The sequence below is a fragment of the Syntrophorhabdaceae bacterium genome, assembly GCA_036504895.1.
Classification (GTDB): Bacteria; Desulfobacterota; Syntrophorhabdia; order Syntrophorhabdales; family Syntrophorhabdaceae; genus PNOM01.
Genome location: DASXUJ010000073.1, coordinates 1 through 22,178 on the forward strand (window position 1 = coordinate 1; position 22,178 = coordinate 22,178).

General features: G+C 52.3%; 12 protein-coding genes and 2 pseudogenes. 8 read left to right on the forward strand and 6 right to left on the reverse strand.

What is annotated here, in order from left to right; translation table 11 throughout:
* Positions 1-56 precede the first annotated feature (56 nt).
* The 8 genes from VGJ94_09935 (at position 57) to VGJ94_09970 (ending at position 14,964) form a co-directional block, all read left to right on the forward strand.
* Positions 57-1,823 (forward strand): NADH-quinone oxidoreductase subunit NuoF, encoded by a 1,767-nt coding sequence (locus tag VGJ94_09935; GenBank protein HEY3276930.1) that lies wholly within the window; start codon positions 57-59, stop codon positions 1,821-1,823.
* A 17-nt stretch (positions 1,824-1,840) separates the two neighbouring features.
* The gene (locus VGJ94_09940) at positions 1,841-5,602 is read left to right on the forward strand and encodes a molybdopterin-dependent oxidoreductase (GenBank protein HEY3276931.1); all 3,762 of its coding nucleotides are present in this window, start codon (positions 1,841-1,843) and stop codon (positions 5,600-5,602) included.
* A 76-nt stretch (positions 5,603-5,678) separates the two neighbouring features.
* Positions 5,679-7,739 carry an ATP-binding protein gene (locus VGJ94_09945; GenBank protein HEY3276932.1) on the forward strand — a complete coding sequence of 687 codons (2,061 nt, stop codon included), beginning with the start codon at positions 5,679-5,681 and terminating at the stop codon, positions 7,737-7,739.
* The gene (locus tag VGJ94_09950; GenBank protein ID HEY3276933.1) at positions 7,736-9,097 is read left to right on the forward strand and encodes a sigma-54 dependent transcriptional regulator; all 1,362 of its coding nucleotides are present in this window, start codon (positions 7,736-7,738) and stop codon (positions 9,095-9,097) included. The genes VGJ94_09945 and VGJ94_09950 overlap by 4 nt, the downstream gene beginning before the upstream one ends.
* A gap of 601 nt (positions 9,098-9,698) precedes the next feature.
* A complete protein-coding gene (locus VGJ94_09955) occupies positions 9,699-11,339 on the forward strand; it encodes a response regulator (GenBank protein HEY3276934.1) in 1,641 nt (546 codons plus the stop codon).
* Between the two features lie 446 nt (positions 11,340-11,785).
* Positions 11,786-12,943 carry a PAS domain-containing protein gene (locus VGJ94_09960; protein ID HEY3276935.1) on the forward strand — a complete coding sequence of 386 codons (1,158 nt, stop codon included), beginning with the start codon at positions 11,786-11,788 and terminating at the stop codon, positions 12,941-12,943.
* 49 nt (positions 12,944-12,992) lie between these two features.
* Complete coding sequence (locus VGJ94_09965) at positions 12,993-13,625, forward strand: response regulator transcription factor (GenBank protein HEY3276936.1); 633 nt, start codon at positions 12,993-12,995, stop codon at positions 13,623-13,625.
* A 418-nt stretch (positions 13,626-14,043) separates the two neighbouring features.
* Entirely contained in the window at positions 14,044-14,964 is a 921-nt protein-coding gene (locus VGJ94_09970; protein ID HEY3276937.1) for a hypothetical protein, read from the forward strand.
* A 217-nt stretch (positions 14,965-15,181) separates the two neighbouring features.
* Here the strand turns inward: VGJ94_09970 and VGJ94_09975 are convergent, their stop codons facing one another.
* The 6 genes and pseudogenes from VGJ94_09975 to VGJ94_10000 all read right to left on the reverse strand — a co-directional run bounded on the left by VGJ94_09975 (position 15,182) and on the right by VGJ94_10000 (position 22,166).
* Complete coding sequence (locus VGJ94_09975) at positions 15,182-15,784, reverse strand: 2Fe-2S iron-sulfur cluster-binding protein (protein HEY3276938.1); 603 nt, start codon at positions 15,782-15,784, stop codon at positions 15,182-15,184.
* A pseudogene (locus tag VGJ94_09980) lies at positions 15,777-16,040 on the reverse strand (4Fe-4S binding protein). Before VGJ94_09980 ends, VGJ94_09975 begins: the two are co-directional and overlap by 8 nt.
* 48 nt (positions 16,041-16,088) lie before the next feature.
* Positions 16,089-17,711 (reverse strand): annotated as a pseudogene (locus tag VGJ94_09985) (NADH-ubiquinone oxidoreductase-F iron-sulfur binding region domain-containing protein).
* A gap of 10 nt (positions 17,712-17,721) precedes the next feature.
* On the reverse strand, positions 17,722-18,174 hold the full coding sequence (locus VGJ94_09990) for an NAD(P)H-dependent oxidoreductase subunit E (GenBank protein HEY3276939.1): 453 nt from the start codon (positions 18,172-18,174) through the stop codon (positions 17,722-17,724).
* Positions 18,175-18,209: 35 nt separating this feature from the next.
* Complete coding sequence (locus VGJ94_09995; protein ID HEY3276940.1) at positions 18,210-18,977, reverse strand: hydrogenase iron-sulfur subunit; 768 nt, start codon at positions 18,975-18,977, stop codon at positions 18,210-18,212.
* A 60-nt stretch (positions 18,978-19,037) separates the two neighbouring features.
* Positions 19,038-22,166, reverse strand: a complete 3,129-nt coding sequence (locus VGJ94_10000) for an FAD-dependent oxidoreductase (GenBank protein ID HEY3276941.1) — start codon at positions 22,164-22,166, stop codon at positions 19,038-19,040.
* Positions 22,167-22,178: the final 12 nt, after the last annotated feature.

Consider the following 22,178-nt stretch of genomic DNA (forward strand, 5'->3'; position numbering starts at 1 on the left):
AGCAGCTTCTTGAACAGTACAGAGAAAACGAGACTTCGAAGGGAGAGCGATGAGCGATGAAAACTATTAAGGTCGGACTTGGGACTTGCGGCGTCTCCGCCGGTGGAGAGAAGACGTTTGAAGCTATAAAAAACGAGATAGAAAAACAGAATATCCAGGTGATCCTGAAGGAGACCGGGTGTAACGGTATGTGCTATCGGGAGCCTCTTATGGAAGTGATCGATGAAGAGAGCCATTCCTTCCTTTACGGCGAAGTTACCCCGGAAAAAGCAAAAAAAATTATGACCGAGCACATCGTCGGAAACAGCCCGGTAAAAGAGTGGGTTATAAAAAATTCCGTACCATCGTCTGATGATTCTTTCCTCATGAAACAGAAGAGGATCGTGCTCAGGAATTGCGGGATCATCGATCCCAACTCCATTGATGAGTATATTGCAGCCGACGGTTATAAGGCAATCCGGAAGGTGTTGTCCGAATATACGCCGGAAAAAGTCATAGAGATCATCTCGAACTCGGGTTTGCGCGGAAGGGGCGGCGGTGGTTTCCTTTCCGGGCTCAAATGGAAATTCTGCAGGCAGGCTCCCGGAGACAAAAAGTATATCATCTGTAACGCCGATGAAGGCGATCCCGGTGCGTTCATGGACAGGAGCACCCTCGAAAGCGATCCCCACTCCGTACTGGAAGGCATGATGATCTGTGCCTACGCCATAGGGGCGGATGAGGCCTATATTTACTGCCGGGCGGAGTATCCCAAAGCGGTGCAGAGGCTCAAAGATCAAATTCGCTCAGCCCTTTCCAGGGGCTTTCTGGGAAAGAACATCTTCGGCTCCGACTTCAATTTTTCGATCAAGATTAAGGAGGGAGCGGGGGCCTTTGTGTGCGGCGAGGAGACAGCCCTTATCGCTTCAATCGAAGGGAAGAGGGGAATGCCGAGGTTCAGGCCGCCCTTTCCCGCCAACAGCGGGCTCTGGGGAAAACCGACCAATATCAACAATGTGGAAACCTATGCGAACGTACCCTGGATTATCTTGAACGGTGCGGAGGCATTTTCGTCAATGGGGACCGATGACAGCAAAGGGACCAAGGTATTTGCCCTGGCGGGAAAGATCGCCCGTGGCGGCCTTGCGGAAGTGCCGATGGGGATCACGATCAATGAAATCGTGTATGAGATAGGCGGAGGCATAAAGGACAACAAGAAGTTCAAGGCCGTCCAGATGGGCGGACCGTCCGGAGGCTGTATCCCGGCGACTATGGGAGACCTTCAGATAGATTATCAGAAAATAAACAAGACAGGGGCCATCATGGGCTCAGGCGGTCTGGTGGTTATGGACGAGACTACCTGCATGGTGGAAATGGCGAAGTTCTTTCTCACCTTCACCCAGGAGGAATCGTGCGGCAAGTGCACCTTCTGTCGCATTGGGACAAAGCGCATGCTCGAGATCCTCGAAAGGATCACCGACGGCAAGGGAGAAGAGGGAGACGTCGATCTCCTCCAGGATTTGGCCTATCAAATCAAGAACAATGCGATTTGCGGACTCGGGCAAACAGCGCCCAACCCCGTGCTCACTACACTGAAATATTTTCCCGAAGAATACGCAGCCCACATACACGACAAGAAGTGCCCTGCCCATAGCTGCTCGGCCCTGATCACTTACGGTATACTTGCAGAGAAGTGCAAGGGTTGTATGGTGTGCGCGAAGGCGTGTCCCTCCGATGCAATCACCGGAGAAAAAAAGAAAGTTCATGAGATCAACTCCGACCTTTGTGTAAAATGCGGCAAGTGTTTTGAATCCTGCAAGTTCGGTGCGGTGACAAAAAACTAATTATGGAGAGCCCTTAAATGACGACAAATTTCAAGATAACTATAAACGGCAAAGAATTTTCGGCGACTCCCGGACAAATGATACTCGATGTTGTTCGGGCGAATCAGGTTGATGACATACCGACCCTCTGTTGGGACGCGAAGCTGCCTCCTTACGGCTCGTGCTACTTGTGTGTAGTGGAAGTGAAAGGCCTGGAGAAGCTAGTCCCCTCATGCTCGAGCCCCGTGGCCGAAAATATGGTCATCGAGACGAACAATGACAGGATACGGCAGTCGAGGAAAACTGCCCTCGAATTGCTACTCTCCAATCACTATGCGGACTGTCTTGGCCCCTGCACCCAGACATGCCCTGCGGGCGTGGATGTTCAGGGATACATCGCTCTTATGGCAATGGGCAAATTCCAGGAAGCAGTGAAGCTGATAAAGCAGACGAACCCCCTCCCGATCGTCTGCGGCAGAGTATGCGTGAGGGAATGTGAGACCGCCTGCCGGAGGAACAGAGTAGACGATCGGGTAGGCATAGACTACCTGAAACGTTATGCTGCCGACGTGGACCTTGAAAATCCCTGGATTCCGGAGACTGCGACCCGTAATGGTTATAAAGTTGCAGTAGTGGGCGGCGGACCGGCCGGCCTCACGTGTGCTTATTTTCTGACCCTTAAAGGCTATGGAGTTACCCTCTATGAGGGTTCGCCACACCTTGGTGGAATGCTGCGATACGGCATCCCCGAATACCGACTTCCCAAGAAGACCCTGGACAAGGAGATAAAGTGGATCACTGACCTTGGAGTCGAGGTAAATCTGAATTCCGTGCTCGGGGAGGATTTTACCCTTGATTCACTGAAGGGGAGCGGGTTCAATGCGGTTTTTCTCGCCCTCGGCGCCCAGAAGGGAAAGGCCATGGGCATACCCGGAGAAGACGAGACCGAGGGTGTTATCCGTGGTGCTGATTTTCTGCGCGGGCTACAGGGAAAAGAGATTCCCAAAATATACGGCACCGTGGTAGTAGTAGGCGGTGGCAACACGGCAATCGACGCGGCACGTTCGGCGCTGAGAATGGGCGCGGAGAAGGTGACCCTCCTCTACCGGCGCACGAAGAAAGAGATGCCTGCCCATGACATGGAAATAGAAGCCGCCCTGGAGGAAGGGGTGGAGCTGATCCAGCTTTCCGCTCCCACCGGCATCGTAAAGAAGGATGGGCGCCTCGAGGCGCTTACCTGCATCCGGATGGAGTTGGGAGAGCCCGATGCAAGCGGACGGAGAAGCCCTGTGACCATGAAGGGCTCGGAATACGATCTCAGATGCGACTTTGCTATCTCGGCCATCGGTCAGGACATAGACCTGGGCACGCTCAAGAGTAATGGCGATCTTAAGACAAAGTGGGGAAGCGTGATCGTCGCCCGGGAGGGCACGATGGAGACTTCTGTCCCCGGTGTTTTTGCAGGAGGGGATGTAATTACGGGGCCGGCCGTGGCTATCGACGCCATAGCCCATGGTAAGATCGCGGCTGAGGCGATAGACGGATACATTCGAAAGGGAAAGGCGGAAGAAGGAATAAAGGGGTTCATCAGCAGGAAGGAATCATACGGCGAAATCCCGGAGAGCGAATTTTCCCTGATGAAACCGATCGCGAAGGAGAAGATGGCCGAGCTTCCCGTGGCCGCCCGTATAAAAACATTTGAGGAAGTAGAGACCGGTTTTACGGCGGCACAGGTGGCACAGGAGACGGCTCGTTGTCTGGAGTGCGGCTGCACCGCTTATTTTGATTGCGATCTACGAAAATTTGCATCCGATTTCAATGTCGATATCTCGAGATTCATGGGCGGCGTGCGTCAGCACAAGGTCGATCAGACCCATCCGTTTATCTCTCTCGATCCGAACAAGTGCATCAACTGCGGCCGGTGTGTGAGGACGTGCTCCGAGATCCTGAAGGTCTCGGCCCTCGGCTTTATCTCCCGGGGTTTTAAATCCGTAGTAAAGCCGTCCATGGAGAAGAGACTCCTCGACACCACGTGCATCTCCTGCGGTAATTGTGTGGCCGCATGCCCTACGGGAGCCATAACCGAAAAACTGCCGTACTCCAAGCCGGGACCATGGGTTTCGGAGGAGATAGGATCGATCTGCAGCTTCTGTTCCATCGGCTGCAACCTGAGTTATAAAGTCTTCGGCGATCATATCTTTACAGTTCAGAACGTGAACGGTACGTCCCATAATAAGGGCTATCTCTGCTCAAAGGGACGATGGGGATATCGGTATATGCTGGAAGGGGACAGGATTTCTGCCCCTGCAATCAAGAAAAAGGGCGGCCACGTGACGGCTACGTGGGATGAAGCCTTCGATGTTGCAGCGAGTCGGCTGAAATCTATTATAAGTACCCATGGACCGGAGGCCGTTGCGGTATTCGGCTCCCCCCGTATGACAAATGAAGAGCTTTATCTGCTTCAGAAATTCGTGCGGACCGGACTTAAGACAAATAATATAGGGAGTTTCAGCAATCTCTTGAACGGCGTCGAGCAGGATGCCCTCGACGACGTGTTCGGCATTACCGCCTCCACGACGACGATGGATGAGCTGGCGCAGGCCGATGTGGTGCTCGTGGTCAACGCGGACCTTTCGGAGGAGAACCTTATTGCCGAGCTCAAGGTAAAAGCGGCACAGAAGACAGGTACCCGCCTCGTGACGGTGAATTCTTCCGAAATTCCTCTCAATAAATTCTCCGATTTGTGGATCGATGCCAAAAGAGGTGCAAACTCGGCCCTCCTGCAGGGTCTTGGCAGGGCGGTAATAGAGAAGGGGACTGCGGACATGGAATATATCGGGAAAAAGACGGAAGGTTTTGAGGAATTTAAGGATTCCGTCGCTTCCATGGATGTGGCGAAAGTCTCCTCCATGACCGGAGTGGATGCCGAAAAGCTCTCCCTCCTTTACGACCTTCTGGCAAAGCCCGAACTCAATGTGATCGTGCTTTACAATATCGATTCTCCATGGGAAAAGTCGAAAAACGATCTTAAAGCGATCGGTAATTTTCTGATGCTTACGGGAAGGGTCGGCAAACCGGGCAACGGTGTGATAATTCTGAGAGATTTCTCCAATTCGGAGGGTCTCTTCGACATGGGCGCAGATTCCCGTTACCTGCCCGGCAATGTAACATTAAAGGACAGCGCGGGGATCAAGGACGTGGGAGCCCATTGGAATTTCGACCTGAAGGGCATCTTTAAGCCGATAGATCTGAAAGAGGAGATGGACAAGGACCGGATCAAGGCCCTGCTGATCTTTGGGGAGGATCCGCTCGCAGAAACAGTGAACCTCGGACTCACCGGAGGCGCTGAGTTCGTGCTCGTGGTGGATACCGCCATGACGGCCACCGCCTTCGAGGCCGATGTGATATTACCGGCATCCCTGCCTATAGAAACGAGCGGTACGATGACGAGCTGCGACCGGAGGGTCCAGCGCACCGCAAAAATATTCGAGCCGCCTGCGGGGATGGAGACGTGGCAGATTATCGCCGCCCTTGCCAACCGCCTGGGAATGGAGACACGCTGGAAGTCGGTCGAGGCGATTACCCGCGAGATAGGAGAGGTGAATGCGAAATATACCGGTGTCGCGGACGGCGAATTCTGGGGAAAGGATTTCCTCAAAGATCGCTTCATGACGGGCAGCGGATTGGGCAGGTTCAGCGCCTTCGCGGCCGACGTGGCGCCCCAATCCTCCGGTAAGAAGCCTTACCTTAATTCTGAAAAATTTTTTGAAGTGAAAGTGAGAGAGAGGTTGAGGGGTTAACAACCCATAGATCCGGGCCGGTGGTATTGCGACCATGACGGCAGATGTGCTTTACGTGAGTGGAGGTTAATGGTATATGAGAAGCATGGACTCTTCACCGAATATTCAGCGGGTTGAGCAAGAGCTGAAGAAACGGATGCAGGAACTGGAATGTCTCTATAACATCGGCCCGGAAATAACCTCCAAAGGCGAAATTGAGCATGTTCTTACGAATCTGACGGTACACCTCATCCGGGGGGTCGAATTCCCGGAGATCGCCGCCTCATCGATATGGTTTGACGGAAAGGAGTATTCGGCCGCTCCCTTACCCAAGGAGCAAGTCGTCGAGTCCCTTACGTCCGATATTGTGGTCGATTCCCAAACGAGAGGCACCGTCGCCATCTACTACAGGAGAAAGGCGAAATTCCTCGAGGAAGAGCAGAAGATGCTCGACAATATCAGTCAGAGGATCTCGCGGAGCATCAAGCAGCGTGAGCTTCAGGCCGAGGTGCAGAGGTACGTGGACGGCCTCGAAGGTCTCGTTAAAAAGAAAATAGAGGAATTGGAGAGCGCCAAGGAGCGCTATGAAAACCTTTTCGAGAGCGTGCCCGTGCCGATTACCCTGTCCCGGCTGAATGGAGATATAGTAAAGGCCAATCGCGCATTCTACCGCCTCCTGGGATACGAGGACAGCACCCAGGTGAAGCTGAATTTCGTAAAGAATCATCTTTTCGAAAATTTGGATGAAATGAGGGCAATTATTCATCAGAAGCTGGCCCAGGAGGGCCAGGTGGTTGGTTTTGAACTCACCATCAGGGACAATAACTGGGAATCGATACCCGTCATCGGATCATGCGTATTCATCGATTATGACGGAGAGCGCTGTGTCGAAGCGGTGTATAAGGATATTCGGGTAAGAAAGGAGCTGGAGAAAAAGCTCAGGGACCAGAATGAGAATCTGGAGAGAAAGGTCAAGGAGCGTACGCTGGACCTCGAGAACCAGAAAGACCTTCTTATGGCCAAAAACCAGGAGCTCCTGGCCCTTGCGGGGAAGCTCAGGGAAAGCAGGACGCGATTCAAGGCACTTTTCAAGGCTATTACGGACACGGTAGTGGTCATTGACAGAAATCTTAACATCCTCATGTCGAACCAGAAAGCCATTGGCTATGAGGGGAAGTGCTATCACAAGGTATTCGGCGGCGAGGCCCAGTGTGAAGATTGCCTCGCCCTTCAGGTTGTGAAGGCCAAAGCCCCTGTTACGCAGGAGAAGGCTTTCGGGGACGAGCATTACCTGCTCCAGGCATACCCTATGTTTGATTCGGACGGAGAAGTAGACGGGATACTGGAAATCTCTCGGGTTATTACAAAAGAGAAGAATATGGGGCGCCAGCTCCTTCAGGCGGATAAACTCGCTTCACTCGGGCAACTTGTATCGGGAATAGCCCATGAAATAAATAATCCCAACACCTTCATCAGGGGGAACCTGTACATCATTCAGGAGGCAATGAATGACCTTTTCCCCATTCTCGATCAATTTTCACAATCCCATCCCGATTTCAAAATCGCACGGCTCAACTACGATATCTTTAGAAAGAACGTGCCGGTCCTGATCGATGATATGGTAGGGGGTGCGAACAGAATTAAGGGAATTGTGGACGGTCTCAGGAAGTTCGCGAAGCGTGACGAGGGTCTCCTCAACGAGAGCGTAAACCTTAACCTCGTGGCGGAGAGCTGCCTGCGGCTCGTGGATAATCAGATCAGAAGAACGGCCGATGTCAAAGTGGATTTGCGGACCGATATCCCGCCTGTGGTGGGCAACCTTCAGAAGCTCCAGCAGGTTGTGGTCAATATCCTTATTAATGCCTCACAGGCCATCGTCGGTCCGAGGGGCACCATCAGCCTGATGACCGCCTGTAACGATAAGGAAGTAATGTTGAAAGTAAATGACGACGGTAAGGGGATGGACGAGCGGACCATAAAGCAGATATTCGATCCCTTCTTCACCACAAAAAGGACCCAAGGCGGCACAGGCCTCGGCCTCTCTATCGCATATGGCATCATAAAGGAGCATCAGGGCAGGATTGAAGTGGAGAGTAAGACTGGCGCGGGGACTACATTCTGCATCTATATTCCCAAGGCACCCGAGGAAGGATCATGAAAAAAGTTATTATAATAGATGACGACCAGGCGGTCCTCAATTATCTGAATATCTTTCTCCTTCAGGCAGGCAGTTTGGAAGTCACTACCCTGAATGAAAGCAGGCGAGCCTTTGCGGAGTTAAAGGCGAACCAATACGATCTTCTCCTCCTCGATATGGACATGCCGGACGTAACAGGCCTCGATATCCTGAAGATCATTCAGGACAACAATATCGATGTGGAGACGATCGTCCTCACGGGTGTGGAAGACGTGGAGCTTGCGGTCGCCGCAATGAAGCTCGGGGCCGTGGAGTACCTGACAAAGCCTGTTGATAACGACCGCCTTCTTAACCTCATAAATTCCATATTGGAGAAACGGGAAATTCAAAAAGGCACCGACCGCGAGCCTTCTTATCCGGAAGGATTGAAGCATAAAGAGGCTTTCAGCAATATCATTACCCAAAACGAGCAGATGTACAAAATTTTTTCAGCGGTTGAAAAGATGGCACAGACGGACAGCAGCATCCTGATATGGGGTGAGAGCGGCACGGGCAAGGAGTTGATCGCGAGGGCTATCCACCGGATCAGCAAGAGGAACCGGGAACCCTTTGTTGCCGTAAATGCGGGCGCCTTTGCGAACGAGCTTTTTTCATCCGAGTTTTTCGGCCACAGCCAGGGGGCTTTTACAGGCGCCACCTCGAACAAGAGAGGGTTTGTCGAAGAGGCGGATAAAGGAACACTCTTTCTCGATGAAATCGGAGAGCTTGCGTTGCCTATACAGGTAAAGCTGCTGAGAGTGCTTCAGGAAGGGGAATTTTTCCGTCTCGGTTCTACAAAGAATCTGAAAGTGGATGTGAGAATTATCGCGGCCACAAACAAGGACCTCCACGAGGAGATAAAGAAAGGAAACTTCAGGAAAGACCTTTTCTACAGGCTCGATATGAACTCCGTTTTTTTACCGCCTCTCAGGGAAAGAAAGGGGGATATCCCCGTCCTTGCCCATCATTTTCTTAGAAAATTCTGTGAGCTCAACAATAAAAAAGTCGACAGAATTTCCGATGCGGCCATGAAGCTACTCTCCCGGTACGATTACCAGGGGAATGTGCGAGAGCTGATGAATATCATCAACAGCGCTGTAATCATTGAATCTGCCGGAGAAATCCGCAGAAAATCACTACCCAATTATTTTCTCGAGAACACGCCATCCCTGGAGGGAGGATTCACCGATGTGCCTCTCAAGACTCTCTCCGATATCGAAAAAGAACATATCGCAAAAATCGTTGAATATACCGGAGGCAACAGGACAAAGGCAGCCCAGATCCTGGGAATATCGAGGGTGAACCTCATTTCAAAGATAAAGAAATATCTCATAGAGTGATTTCATGCACAGGCACGCCTGAACGTGGTAACCCCCGATGCGCAGTTCCATGCCCCATTTTGGTCCGGTGAATTATCACTGACGTCATGCCGCACTAATTCTGGCGCCTCTTTTTTGAATAAATTCCTGCCCTGACCCTTTACAAACACTTATGTCGGTTATAAATTCCCGTTGGAGACTAATCTTATGATGATTATTTTGAGCCCTATTCCCAAATGCCTGCCGATGGAGTGTGCCTTCTGCGGTGCCTAATTAGCGATGCGGCTTTTCACGGAACGGTCATGCCGGTAATGGGCGGTGCGCGGTTTTTAGAGGGCCTTTTAGATGGCCTGCACCACATTTTTGACGTTTCATTAAGATGAAGTCTCTCTTAAATAAGATTCACCAGTTGGTTGTCCTTTCATGTGATGGGACCGGCCGTTGGATTGTCTTGCGCTCTTCGGGTCGTTTTATGGGGTTCTAGTGGACCGGTCATAACCGGCCCCGCCTTTGACGAGTTGCGGAGGCGTCAACCGACCGTCGGGCGCAAAGGCCTTCCGGGTTTCAGGTAAGTTCGTATTGGGATTTAATAAGCTGAATACTGCTCTATGGGACGGCAAAAATGAAGGGAAACGGAAATATACTGGTTGTTGACGATGATCCCCAGATACTCGATCTTACTACCGCGGTCCTCGAGAGGGCGCGGTATGAGGTGCTTGCTGCAAGGACGGGCAAGGAATGCCTCGACTTGGTCCGTACCTTCAGTCCCGATCTCGTCCTGTTGGACGTGATGCTCCCGGATATAGAAGGCACCGAGGTATGCACGCGGATTAAAACCGACCCCCTTCTGGGAAATACATTTGTCATACTTGTCTCGGGCATCAAGACTTCATCTGAATTTCAGGCGAACGGGCTTAACGGTGGAGCAGACGGATACATAATAAAACCCATATCCAATAAAGAGCTTATTGCCCGGGTCCAATCGCTGGTGCGCATAAAGCAATCGGAAGACGCCCTCCATGCATCGGAAGCCCGATATCGTCGTCTATTCGAGGCTGCGAGTGAAGGCATAATGATACTGGACGGGGTGTCCGGCGAGATAAAGGCAGTCAATCCGTTCCTGGAGAGAATGCTGAAGTATAGCAGTGAAGAGCTTGTGGGAAAGCTAATGGGGCAAATCCCTGCATTCGGGGGAGGTGAAGAGGGCAGGGCCGCCTTTTCCGAGCTCAAACGTACGCTGCCCGCAGGTTATATCCACTTGCTGCTCAGGACAAAAGACGGGCAGGATGTCGATGCCGAGATTGGATGTAACAGCTATGAGGAAAGAGGCGAACCCGTGATTCAGTGCAATATTCGTGACGTGACGCAAAGGCGGCTGGCTGAGGAGGCATTGAGGAAAGCCCATATCGAGTTGGATCGACGGGTGAAGGAACGGACTGCCCAATTGTCCGAATCGAACAGGCTCCTTTCCCAGGAGATCGCGGAACGGAAAATAGGAGAGAAAGCCCTAAAAAAATCAGAGGAGCGACTGCGATATCTCAGTAATTACCTGCAAAAAATTCTGGAGCAGGAGACGGTACGCCTTTCGAGGGAAATCCACGATGAATTAGGGCAGGTGCTGACAGGGATCAAGATGGACGCCGAATGGACGGCAATACATTTGCCTGAAGATGCAACAACCGTTCGGGAAAGGATGAAGCTCCTCATTACCTATATTGACAATGCCATTCATACGGTGCAAAGGATCTCCACGAGATTGAGACCCCCTGTTCTCGACGACTGCAGTCTTGTGGAAGCCATTGAGGCCTGGACGGATGATTTTCAGAAGAGGACGGGAATTGCATGCGAGGTGATCGGCGGCATCCGCCAAAGGGAGCCGGAAAAAGAGATTCGCCTGGAAATGTTCCGCATACTTCAGGAATCACTCACGAATGTTGCCCGCCATTCGGGCGCCGTCAGTGTCGTTATCTCTCTTTATGTGAAAAGAAACAGGTATGTTATGGAGATTAGCGACGACGGCAGGGGCATTACTAAACGGGAAATGATGGATGCCAAATCGATTGGATTAACAGGGATGCATGAAAGGGCGGACGCCATGGGCGGAACGCTTTCGATCGGCGGAGTCCGGGGGAAAGGGACCACCGTTAAATTGAGTGTTCCTTTCGGAAAAGGCATGATAGCCAAGAAAACTGTCGCTTTGCCGGCTTGGGTCAAGGTTGCCCAGGAAGGAAACGACGGTGGACAGCGGCTTTTCCCCACGTAAGGGATGAGCGGACTATTTGTCTATGTCTCGCGGGCACGATGCCGTAAAGAGGCTCTGCCGTGTGGGTTTTACGGGGACAACATGTATACCATCAGATTAAAAGTCCCTTTTATCACGGAGGGATTATTAGGATGAGCGGCAAAGGGAGAACGAAAGGGGCCGTTGAGGAGCCGATACGTTTAGATGCAAATCCCCTCAAGGTGCGAAAAAAGAGAAACACTACCGGTGCGGCGTATTTTTCCGGATCAGATAAGAGTTATCGGGGCCTTGATGAGACTGCGCCGCAAGGAGTAGTGAAGCCCGATCCACTCACAACCAAAGATGGTCGCCGCATCGGCGTCAAGCTATCGCCGGAGCGGCTTTCAATGAACGGCCGCGATGTCATCCCGCGGGGTATTCGTACGATCCCTTCGCACCTAAAAACTGAAGGCGCACGTGAGGAAGGATTGCTGAGCATCATCAGCGGGGTCTCGCCTGCGGGTCTTGCCGGATTTGACAAAGAGGGGCATTGTATCTACGTGGATGAGCGCTGGCTGGGCATCAACGACTGCTCTGCCGAAGAGGCTTACGGCGATGGGTGGACCTCTGTGCTTCACCCGGAGGACCGGGAGCGCGTTATCGAAGCCTGGAAAAAGGCAGTAAGGGGAGAAAGGCCCCTTCAGTCCGAATATCGCCTGCAGAGAAAGGATAAGACAATCAGGTGGATCATGGGAAAGGGGAGTCCCGTGGTGGCCCGTGGCCTTCCCCACGATCTCCGTTATCTCGGAAGCATCACCGATATAACCCATTACGAAACCGGATACCAGCCGGTGGGCGAGGACCTGAGAGAGAGGCAGATCTCGGACACGGACCTGAAAGCGCGTGTCACCCACCTTTATGAGTTGAACGCTCACCTTATCCGGCGAATAGAACAAAGGACGGCGGTGGAAACCCAGCTCAAGGACTCAACCGACAGGCTGCACATGCTGACCGCACATCTGCAGAAACTCAGAGAGCAGGAAAAAGCATCCTTTGCGCGGGAACTGCACAGCGAAGTCGGGCAAACACTCACGGCTGTTAAAATGGGCCTCTCATGGCTCGAGAGACAGCTGCCGGTTCACGAGGGGCCGGCGGTGAGGAAAGCGCAGTCGCTCCTCGCGGATATTGACCGCACTATTTTCGCAATCCAGAGAATATCTACTGCGTTGAGGCCGGCGGCCTTTGACGATTTCGGACTTGCCGAGGCCCTTCGGCTGGGGGTAAGGGATTTTCAAAGAAAAGCCCGCGTATCATGCATGATCCATATCATGCCGGAAAATATGAAGCTCAACAAGGAGCTATCTGTAGAGATATTTCGCATCTTCCATGAATGCCTGACGAATATCGCAAAACATGCACAGGCGCAACAGGTGACCGTTGTTCTTAAGAAAAGGAATGGGGAGCTCGTGATGGAGCTCAGGGATGATGGAAGGGGAATCACAAAACGGGAGATCACTGACCGGAACTCCTTCGGATTATCGGGCATGCGCGAGAGAGCACATGTGATAGGCGGAGAGTTCTCGATTACCGGTATAAAAGGGAAGGGGACAACCATTCTTCTACGGGTGCCGGTGAATACATCCTGAATTCCTGCGATCTGCTGCAGATTAAGAAGATGGCGGGTAAGGAGAACAAATGCTTCATATGATTATTGCCGATGACCATCCCGTGGTCCTTAAGGGGCTGAAGGAGATTATTACCGAGAGTTTCGATAATGTGACAATCGAGGAAGCCGTGACAGGATACGAGTTTATGGGCAAGGTGCTGAGTAATGATTTCGATGTTGCCTTGCTGGATGTTTCTCTTCCGGATATCAATGGGTTGGAAGCATTGAAAGAAGTGAGGAAGAAGAAGCCGAAACTCCCCGTTCTCGTAATAAGCATATACCCCGAGGACCAATATGCCGTCCGGGCTATGAAGGCAGGGGCATGGGGCTATGTGACGAAACGAACTGCTTCGACGGAATTGGTCGGTGCAATCCGAAAGCTCTTGTCAGGCAGGCGATATGTCAGCCCTAATTTTGCGGAACAGATGGTTCTCGATTTAGAAACTGATGCGGAAAAACGCCCCCACGAGAAGCTATCCGAACGGGAACTGCAGGTGCTGAAGGTGATAGGAAAAGGAAAATCGGTGAAAGAGATTGCCGAGGAACTGCACCTGAGCGCGAATACGGTGAGGACATACAGGGCGCGTATTCTCGAAAAAATCGGTGTCAAGGGTACAACCGGTCTGATTCATTATGCCATAACCCAGCGCCTCGTAGAGTAGGCGACCGGCGTAGAAGAGTTTCTTTTATATCTTTACCAGAGGCCGATTATTCCATATGTCCCTGCCGAAAGAGAAAACCCCCCGACGCTCGTAATCATAACGACAACCCATTCGTGCAGGGGAGGGCCACACGACGGTTCGCGAAAATTCCACATAATAAATGACAAGTCTGCGACATATTTCCCACAGAGTATCCTGTATTCTGAATAGTGAAACCCAGCTTAAAGTATTTTTGGCGATCTACCCTGTAAGGCAGAGGAGAGATTCTCAAATTAGGGCGAAGAGGACAAAGTCGTCGAGCGCGGAATTACCGGAGCCTGCACTTTACGAAAAGATAGGGCAAAACGATTTTCAAGGCAACTTCCAGTTCAGTGTGTTCACACGGTCACCGCATCAGATGCATTGCGAGGAGGGTCACATGAGTGCCGGGAACCGGGAGAAAGGAGATCCCAAATTGGCGGTTAAATCAGACATACGTCCCATACCCGCGATCATGAAATCTTCAAAATTGCCGGACTATGGAGGTTCATCCCTTCCTCCGAACCGGAAGAAGGGCGAAGATTTAGGAGAAGGTCCTGCCGAAACCGGCAAGACCGGATCAAAGAAATGCCGGGCAGCAAAGAAAAACATTTCTCCAAAACTGCGGGTAATATCAGGCTCGGAAGCGCCCCCCGGCTCCCGGTCCCGGACTTCGACATCGGAACTTCCTGAGTTGAAGGGCAAGTCGACCGGTTCCCTACGCCGGCACGGCTCGGAGTCAATTGTTCAGGACCTGAATCGAATAGTCAAGGACTCGGCGTCGGTGATCTGCGCCCTTTTGAATGTGGACGCGAGACCCCAGGTAAGGCTTTCCAAAGAACGGCTCCGGATAAAGATGAGGATGCCTTCTTTCATGGCTTTGATAAGAGACGCGGTAGGAAGCATGGTCAGGGCTGCGCCGCACGGCGCGACCCTGACCATATCGACTCATAGAGTAATCCTCAGGAATGGTCCGGGGGAAAGCGAGCGAAATGGCAGGTCAGCTTCCTGCGCCGTCCTTCGAATAGTCCACAGGGCCCTGGCCGAGCCATGCGGGTTTCTGAGGAGAGCTCTGACACCCGCGTCCGGTCCGAAGGCGACGGAAGCAGCGAAGCCGCCGGTTCGGACACAGGATATCTTAGAGTATAACGGAGCGGATCTGAATGTCGAGCGGCGGGGGCCGGAGGAGACAGTAGTCAACCTCTATTTTCCTATTGCACGCACAGAAAAGAGCAAAGCCGCCGGAACACCCTTTTCAAGGGAACTTTACGGGATGGTCAAACATTCGCTGCAATGCCTCGAAAAGCTGATAAGGCACTAAAGGCGGCGGTGGTGAAAATTGGTCACCGTAAAAGCCCGAAGAGGCGCCTGAGTGGCACAACGGGGGAGAATGTTCGGATTCCTGAACTGATTCTCAGAAAGGTGGAACCGGAATCGAAAAACCCCTCACCAATCTTTAGATAAATTGATGAGGGGTTTAAATACTTTTTGGGCCCCTGGGGGCGATTTACATGAAAACCGTCTGGTTGCCCTGGCTCCTAGCCGGCAGCAGGTCCAGCCGGAAATGCCAGCGCCTGGGTGAGCACGTAGGCTGCCTGGAGCGCTTCCGTAGGACAGAGGGGAAAGCATTCTTTGCAGTTCCAGCACTCTTTCGCGGCGACCTCAGGGATGAAGCAGATTTCTTTTCGGATGCCCCGGTCCACGAAGCCGATGGCGTTTTTCTTCTTCACTTCATTGCAGTACCGCACGCAGAGCCCGCAGTGGACGCAGAAGGAGGGCTCTTTGTCAAAACAGCTCTTATCGGCCCCGTACTCTTTTGCCAGGTCCTGAAGATCGAAGGCATCGGGCGCATGGGCGAGCAGGAGCTGGAGGATCATCTTGCGGATTCGGTCGACCTTTTCCGATCTCGTGCGCACTGCAATACCCTTCTCCACAGGATAGACGCAGGAGACGACCAGCTTTGTCCACCCCCGGCTCTCTACTTCCACGATGCAGAGCCGGCACCCGCCGAAAGGCTCCAGCTCCTTGTGGTAGCACAACGTAGGGATCTTGATGCCCGCTGCCTGAGCTGCCTCGAGAACGGTCGTCCCTTCTTTTGCGGTTACTTCTTTTCCATCAATCTGAAAGAGGATCTCACTCATTTTTATTCTTACCCTCCCTGACTATCGTTCTCTCTTCTTCTGGAACAGGAGGCGGGACAGGCACGCCTGAAATCTTTGTCACCGCACGAAAACGCGGGGGGCACACTTCGAAACAGGTTCCGCACTTTGTGCATTTTTCCTGGTCTACTATATGGATCTTGCCCTTGGCGCTGATGATCGCATCGGAAGGGCACTTTTTTGCACAGGTCATACAGGCCTTGCATTTCGTAGGCTCGATGTAAAAATTGATAAGCTCCTTGCAGGAGAGGGCAGGGCACCTCTTTTCCCTGACATGGGCTTCATATTCGTCTCTAAAGTACTTGAGGGTGCTCAAGAAGGGGTTGGGTGAGCTCTTCCCTAGGGCACACAGAGCGCCCTCTATCGCCGTCTCGGAGAGCTGCTCGAGAAGCTCGATATCGCCCTCTTTGCCTTCGCCTTTGGTGATATTTGTCAGGATGGCGAGCATCTGTCTCATGCCCTCGCGACAGGGCACGCATTTGCCGCATGATTCATCGGTCAGGAAGTCGAGAAAGTACCGGGCCACATCGACCATACAGGTATCCTCGTCCATAACGATCATGCCGCCCGAGCCCATCATTGAGCCGGCTGCGGTCAATTCATCGAAACCCACCGGGAGGTTGAGCTGGTTTTCAGGAATACATCCGCCCGAGGGTCCTCCTGTCTGAACCGCCTTGAACTTCTTGCCTCCGGGAATGCCGCCGCCTATCTTAAAAATAATATCGCTGAGAGGCGTGCCCATAGGCACTTCGACGAGTCCCGTATTAGTGATCTTTCCCACGAGAGAAAAGATCTTCGTGCCCTTGCTGGTTTCGGTGCCGAACTGGGTGAACCAGTCAGCCCCTTTGTTGATGATCATCGGCACGTTCGCCCAGGTCTCCACATTGTTGAGGACGCTGGGCTTTCCCCAGAGGCCCACGATGTTGGAGCGGATGTACTTGGGTCTCGGCTCTCCTGCGCGGCCTTCGAGGGCGGTCATGAGTGCGGTCGATTCACCGCAGACAAAGGCGCCGGCGCCCTGATGAACGATTACGTTGAAATCAAAGCCCGTACCGAGGATATTCTTCCCGAGGAGCCCGAGCTCCTCAGCCTGCCTGATCGCGGTATAGACGTTCTCCACGGCCAGGGGGTATTCCTGGCGCACGTAGATATACCCTTCATGGGCGCCGACCGCAAAGGCGCCGATGGTCAGGCCTTCCAGAACGGCATGGGGGTTCCCTTCAAGAAGGGACCTGTCCATATACGCGCCGGGGTCACCTTCATCCGCATTGACAATCACGTATTTGATGTCGCCGGGAGCGTTACGGGTGCCTTCCCATTTGATGCCTGCAGGGAAGCCGCCGCCCCCCCTTCCTCTCAGATTCGCCTTTTTGATTTCCTGGAGCACCCCTTCGGCGCCCATCACGGAGAGGGACTTGGCGAGCCCGGCATACCCGCCGATGGCGAGGTAGTCGTTGATGCTCTTGGGATCGACGCTGCCGTTCGAGCCGAAGACAAGGCGCTCCTGATATTTATAGAAGGGGATGTCGTGTTCGTGGACGATTTTCTCATTGGTGACGGGGTCGACGTAGAGCAGGCGCTCCAGGACCTTTTTCCCTTTGATCGTCTCCGTGATAATCTCCGGCACGTCCTCCGGCTTTATCTGAAAATAGCATATTTTGTCGGGGTTGACCACAATGATGGGACCCCGCTCGCAATACCCGTGACAGCCGGTCCGCCTGATATCCACTTCCTTGGTGAGGCCCTGGGCGGAAAGCTCTGCCTCGAGGGCGGCCGCAACGTCGAGACTTCCGGAGGCGTTGCAGGCAGACCCGGAGCATAGGGTGATGCACGGCTTCTTGGGGTCTCTTGTCGACAGGATTTTACTCCTGAGTTCTTCCAATTCAACTGGTGAGTTTATACGCGCCATAATGTCATTCCTACTCGTAATTTTTTAATACGTCTGCCATCTGACCCGGTGTCATCTTCCCGTGAGTCTTGCCGTCAATCTCCAAAACCGGTCCCAACGCGCAGCATCCCAGGCAGTTCACTGTCTGAAGGCTGAACTTGAGGTCGAGGTCCGTCTCTCCCGGTTTGATGCCTGTCAGCTCCTGCACCGTGTCGAGGACGCGGGGCGCTCCACGGACATGGCAGGCGGTGCCCAGGCAGATGTGAATCTCGTGGCGACCCTTGGGAACGAGACTGAAGGCCTTATAGAAGGTTGCGATATGCTGCACCCGGGTCATAGGGACCTGTAGCTTCTCCGCAACCCTCTCCAATGCTTCTTTGGGGAGCCAATGGTGCTCGCTCTGAATCTCGAGGAGCACCTGAATCAGCGAGCTGGCTTCCCCATGGTGTTTCTCAATAATAGAATCGATTCTCTCCGTATCCATATCCTTATACCTAACCTTCCTTTTTCTCTAGACCCTTACGCAATTGCATAGCGCTTGAGATTCTCATCGAACCTGACCAGTCTCGCCCGTGATGAGCTGCTCAGATGCCTCGATACCTCGGACGGGGTCATACCCAGATCCTGAGCGATTTCGCTGGTGGTAAGAGGTCCTTCCTTTAAAAGGGAGACGATCTGGCCGATTGCGAGTTTTTCCACGATCGTTTCGTTAAGGAGCTGGGACAACTCTTCACTGGCGAAAAACTTATAATATTCCTCTTCGGACATCACAGGCGTTCTCAACCTTTCCCTTTCCACGAGCCTGATGTAGGGAATAAGTTTCGTCACTGTATCCAGTTTGAATTTCAACGCCTTTTCGTTCAATCCCTCGATACCGCCCAGAGGTCCTAAATCTTTAATTGTCTTGACAAAATCATTCACGCTCTCGACGAACACGTTTGCTTCGCTTCCGGACATGAAGGACATCCTTAATCTTTCAGGATTAATGCCCATGTGCTCGAGAATCTTCCTCATGAGAAGCACCATGTTGAGTGTATGGTAATTTCCATGAGTTATGTAGTTACACTCGCTCAGATGGCAGGCGCCGATAAACACCCCATCCGCTCCCTTTGAGAAAGCCCGGAGTACAAATGCCGGGTCAACTCGACCGGAACACATTACACGAATAAGTCTCATCTCTGATGTATATTGCAGTCTGGAAACTCCAGCCAGGTCAGCAGCGCCGTACGCTCACCAATGACAGACAAAACCTACTATTTTCGGTTTAAATTTAAGTCCTGTACTCATTCTTTCTCACCTCCTTGCCTGTAGTCCCAGCTATCCCCGGGCCTATTTACTCGATTGGGTCTAAACATTTCCCACCGCCGTATCGATTTGTTTCAATATCTCTTCATCTGAAACGGCCGCGTCGATCTCGGTCAAAATCTCTTCATCGGTAAAATGTTTGAGAACGATTGCGTTTGTTGCGCATTTCGTGTTGCAGAGGCCATCGCCTTTGCAGAGTACAGGATTTACGCGAGCCTTTCTCCCGTTCGGGCTTTCATAAAAATCGATTGCGCCGTAGGTACATGCGGTAATGCACGCCCCGCAGGAGACACATTTATCTTCGTCGACCTCACATACCGATCCCGAGGCGACAACCGTATCGTGGGAAAGGAGGGTGAGGACTCTGCCTGCCGCTCCATAAGACTGATTCACGGTTTCCTGCAAGAACTTCGGATAGTGAGCGAGCCCGCACAGATAGACACCGTCCGTGGCAAACTCTACAGGCTTCAACTTCACGTGAGCCTCTTTGAAAAATCCGTCCGGGCTCAAGGTCACCTTAAAGAGTCCCGCGATTTCTTTCGTAGACGCGGAGGGCACCACTGCAGCAGCCAGGGCAAGGACATCAGCATCGAGCTCTATTTTCTTGCCGAGGATGTAATCGGTGGTCGTCACTTTGAGGACAGACCTGCCGTCCTCTGCCTCGCCGGGCTCTACCTGGGGTGCATCCTCAGGCTCGTAACGGATGAAACGTATGTCTTTACCTGCTGCCTCACGGTAGAAATCCTCTCTGAGGCCATAGGTTCTTACATCCCTGAAGAGAATGTATATATCCATATTCGGATTCTTCTCTTTGAGCAGCAAAGCGTTCTTTACTGATTCGCTGCAGCATATCCTGCTGCAGTAATTTCTTTCTTCGTTTCTACAGCCCACACACTGGATCATGACAAGGCTCTGAGCGTTGACTACCTTTTCGTCGCCTTCTGCGATCTTAGCTTCGAGCTCGAGGTGGGTCATGACTCTGTCGTCCTGACCATAGAGGTATTCGGTAGGGGTATATACGTCCGCGCCGATGGCGAGAACGGCCGCACCATGTTTAATCTCGGTGGTTCCCCTGTCGGATTTCACGGTGGTGACGAAATTTCCGATGTAGCCTGTAGCTGCCTTGATGGTGGCATTGGCATACACGTGAATGAGGGGGTGCTGATAGACCTTCGTCACCAGCTCGCGCAGGTAAGCCTGGACATCGAGACCTTCAAGGGTAGAATGGATCTTCCGTGCGATTCCTCCGAGATCCCTGTCCTTCTCTATCAGGTATACTTCATGTCCCTGATTTGCGATCGAGAGGGCGGAGTTCATGCCTGCCACGCCGCCGCCGATTACGAGCGCCCTTTTATCTACGGGGAGATCGAACTCCTGCAGGGGCTCCAGATGGCATGCCCGGGCAACGGACATACGGATGATATCCTTCGCCTTATTAGTGGCTGCTTCTTTTTCTTTTTGATGGACCCAGGAGTTGTGCTCCCGGATGTTTGCCATTTCATAATAATACTGGTTAATTCCAGCTTCACGAAGGGTGTCCCTGAATAGGGGCTCGAGAGTCCTTGGAGAACACGCGGCTACCACGACCCGGTTAAGTCCTTTTTCCCTCGTGATGTCCGTTATCTCCCTCGCAGAGTTGGTGGCGCATGAAAAGACCTGATTCTGCGCGTGGACCACGTTGGGCAAGGTTTTACAGTATTCAACCGTGTCGGGGACACTTACCACGCCGGAGATGTTTGCCCCGCAGTGACAGACGAAGACGCCTATTCGCGGCTCTTCCTTGGAGACATCCCTTTCTTCCGGGTATATCCTCTCCTTGGTGAGATTTCCACGCCTGTAGTCGAGGAGCTCGCCAATCTGGGCGCTGGCCCCACTGGCGCTGAACACGGACTCGGGGATATCGACAGGACCCTGGAACGCTCCGGTCACGAAGATGCCGGGCTTGTTCGTTTCCATGGGATTGATCTCGCTGATCTTACAGAAGCCGTGGTCAGTGAGCTCAATACCGTATTTATTCGAAAATTCGAGTGCATCCTTCGGAGGATTGAGACCGATAGACAATACGACCATATCGAACTCTTCCTCTTTTACCCCGTCGTCGGTGGTAGAATACCGCACGAACACGTTCTTGGTAACGGGATCTTCACGTACTATCGACGTGTAGCTTCTGAAGAAGCGGACACCGGAGAGGTTTTCCGTCCTCTGGTAATAGCGCTCGAAATCTTTTCCGTAGGCACGGACGTCGTTATGGAAAATGGTGCACTCCGAGTCGGGATGATGATCTTTTGTGAGGATGACCTGTTTTTGAGTATAGGTGCAGCAGACCGCCGAACAGTAGCTGTTGCCGCCCTCGAGCACCTGCCTCGAACCGACGCACTGAATCCAAGCCAGTTTTTTGGGATGTTTCAGGTCTGACCCACGGAGTATCTCGCCCTGGTATGCCCCCGTTGAAGACAGGAGACGCTCAAAATCCATACTGGTGATGACGTTCTGAAAATCTCCGTAGTGATATTCCTCTCTGACCTTCGGGTCAAAGGGGTCAAAGCCTGAGGAAAGAATGACGGCGCCTATGTTGATGTCAACGTTCTCGGGCTCCTGCTTTAAATCTATCGCCTTATTCTCGCACACCGCTTCACAGATACGGCATTTCTTTTCTTTGAGATAAAGACAGCTTTCATCGATATACGCAACGAGCGGGATCGCCTGAGGGAAATAGATGTGAACCGCCTTATTATTCGAAATATCCTGATTAAATTCATCAGGGTATTTCACGGGACAATACTCAACACAGGTAGTGCATCCCGTGCATTTGTCTTCCAGGATGTACCTGGGCTTTTTTGTAAGGGTTACCTTAAAATTTCCTAACTCCCCCTCTACACTCTTCACTTCAGTATAGGTGAGTACCTCTACATTTGGATGCCGGCCGACCTCGACCAGTTTAGGTGCGAGTATTCACATGGAGCAGTCGTTGGTCGGAAAGGTCTTATCAAGCTGGGCCATATGGCCCCCGATACTCGGACCCTTCTCGACCAGATAGACCTTGAAGCCTGCGTTCGCAAGGTCAAGAGAAGCCTGAATACCGCTGATCCCTCCGCCAACAACCATTACGTCTCCAAAATTTCGGTCACTGAGACTTTTACGAAGTTGTTGAATGTTCTCATTTAAGACTATTACATTTTCCAC

What these genes read in the sequence shown, in the direction of transcription:
- VGJ94_09935 (HEY3276930.1), top strand. Translation starts at nt 57, where the DNA reads ATGAAAACTATTAAGGTCGGACTTGGGACTTGCGGCGTCTCCGCCGGT.
- VGJ94_09940 (HEY3276931.1), top strand. Translation starts at nt 1,841, where the DNA reads ATGACGACAAATTTCAAGATAACTATAAACGGCAAAGAATTTTCGGCG.
- VGJ94_09945 (HEY3276932.1), top strand. Translation starts at nt 5,679, where the DNA reads ATGAGAAGCATGGACTCTTCACCGAATATTCAGCGGGTTGAGCAAGAG.
- VGJ94_09950 (HEY3276933.1), top strand. Translation starts at nt 7,736, where the DNA reads ATGAAAAAAGTTATTATAATAGATGACGACCAGGCGGTCCTCAATTAT.
- VGJ94_09955 (HEY3276934.1), top strand. Translation starts at nt 9,699, where the DNA reads ATGAAGGGAAACGGAAATATACTGGTTGTTGACGATGATCCCCAGATA.
- VGJ94_09965 (HEY3276936.1), top strand. Translation starts at nt 12,993, where the DNA reads ATGCTTCATATGATTATTGCCGATGACCATCCCGTGGTCCTTAAGGGG.
- VGJ94_09970 (HEY3276937.1), top strand. Translation starts at nt 14,044, where the DNA reads ATGAGTGCCGGGAACCGGGAGAAAGGAGATCCCAAATTGGCGGTTAAA.
- VGJ94_09975 (HEY3276938.1), bottom strand. Translation starts at nt 15,784, where the DNA reads ATGAGTGAGATCCTCTTTCAGATTGATGGAAAAGAAGTAACCGCAAAA.
- VGJ94_09990 (HEY3276939.1), bottom strand. Translation starts at nt 18,174, where the DNA reads ATGGATACGGAGAGAATCGATTCTATTATTGAGAAACACCATGGGGAA.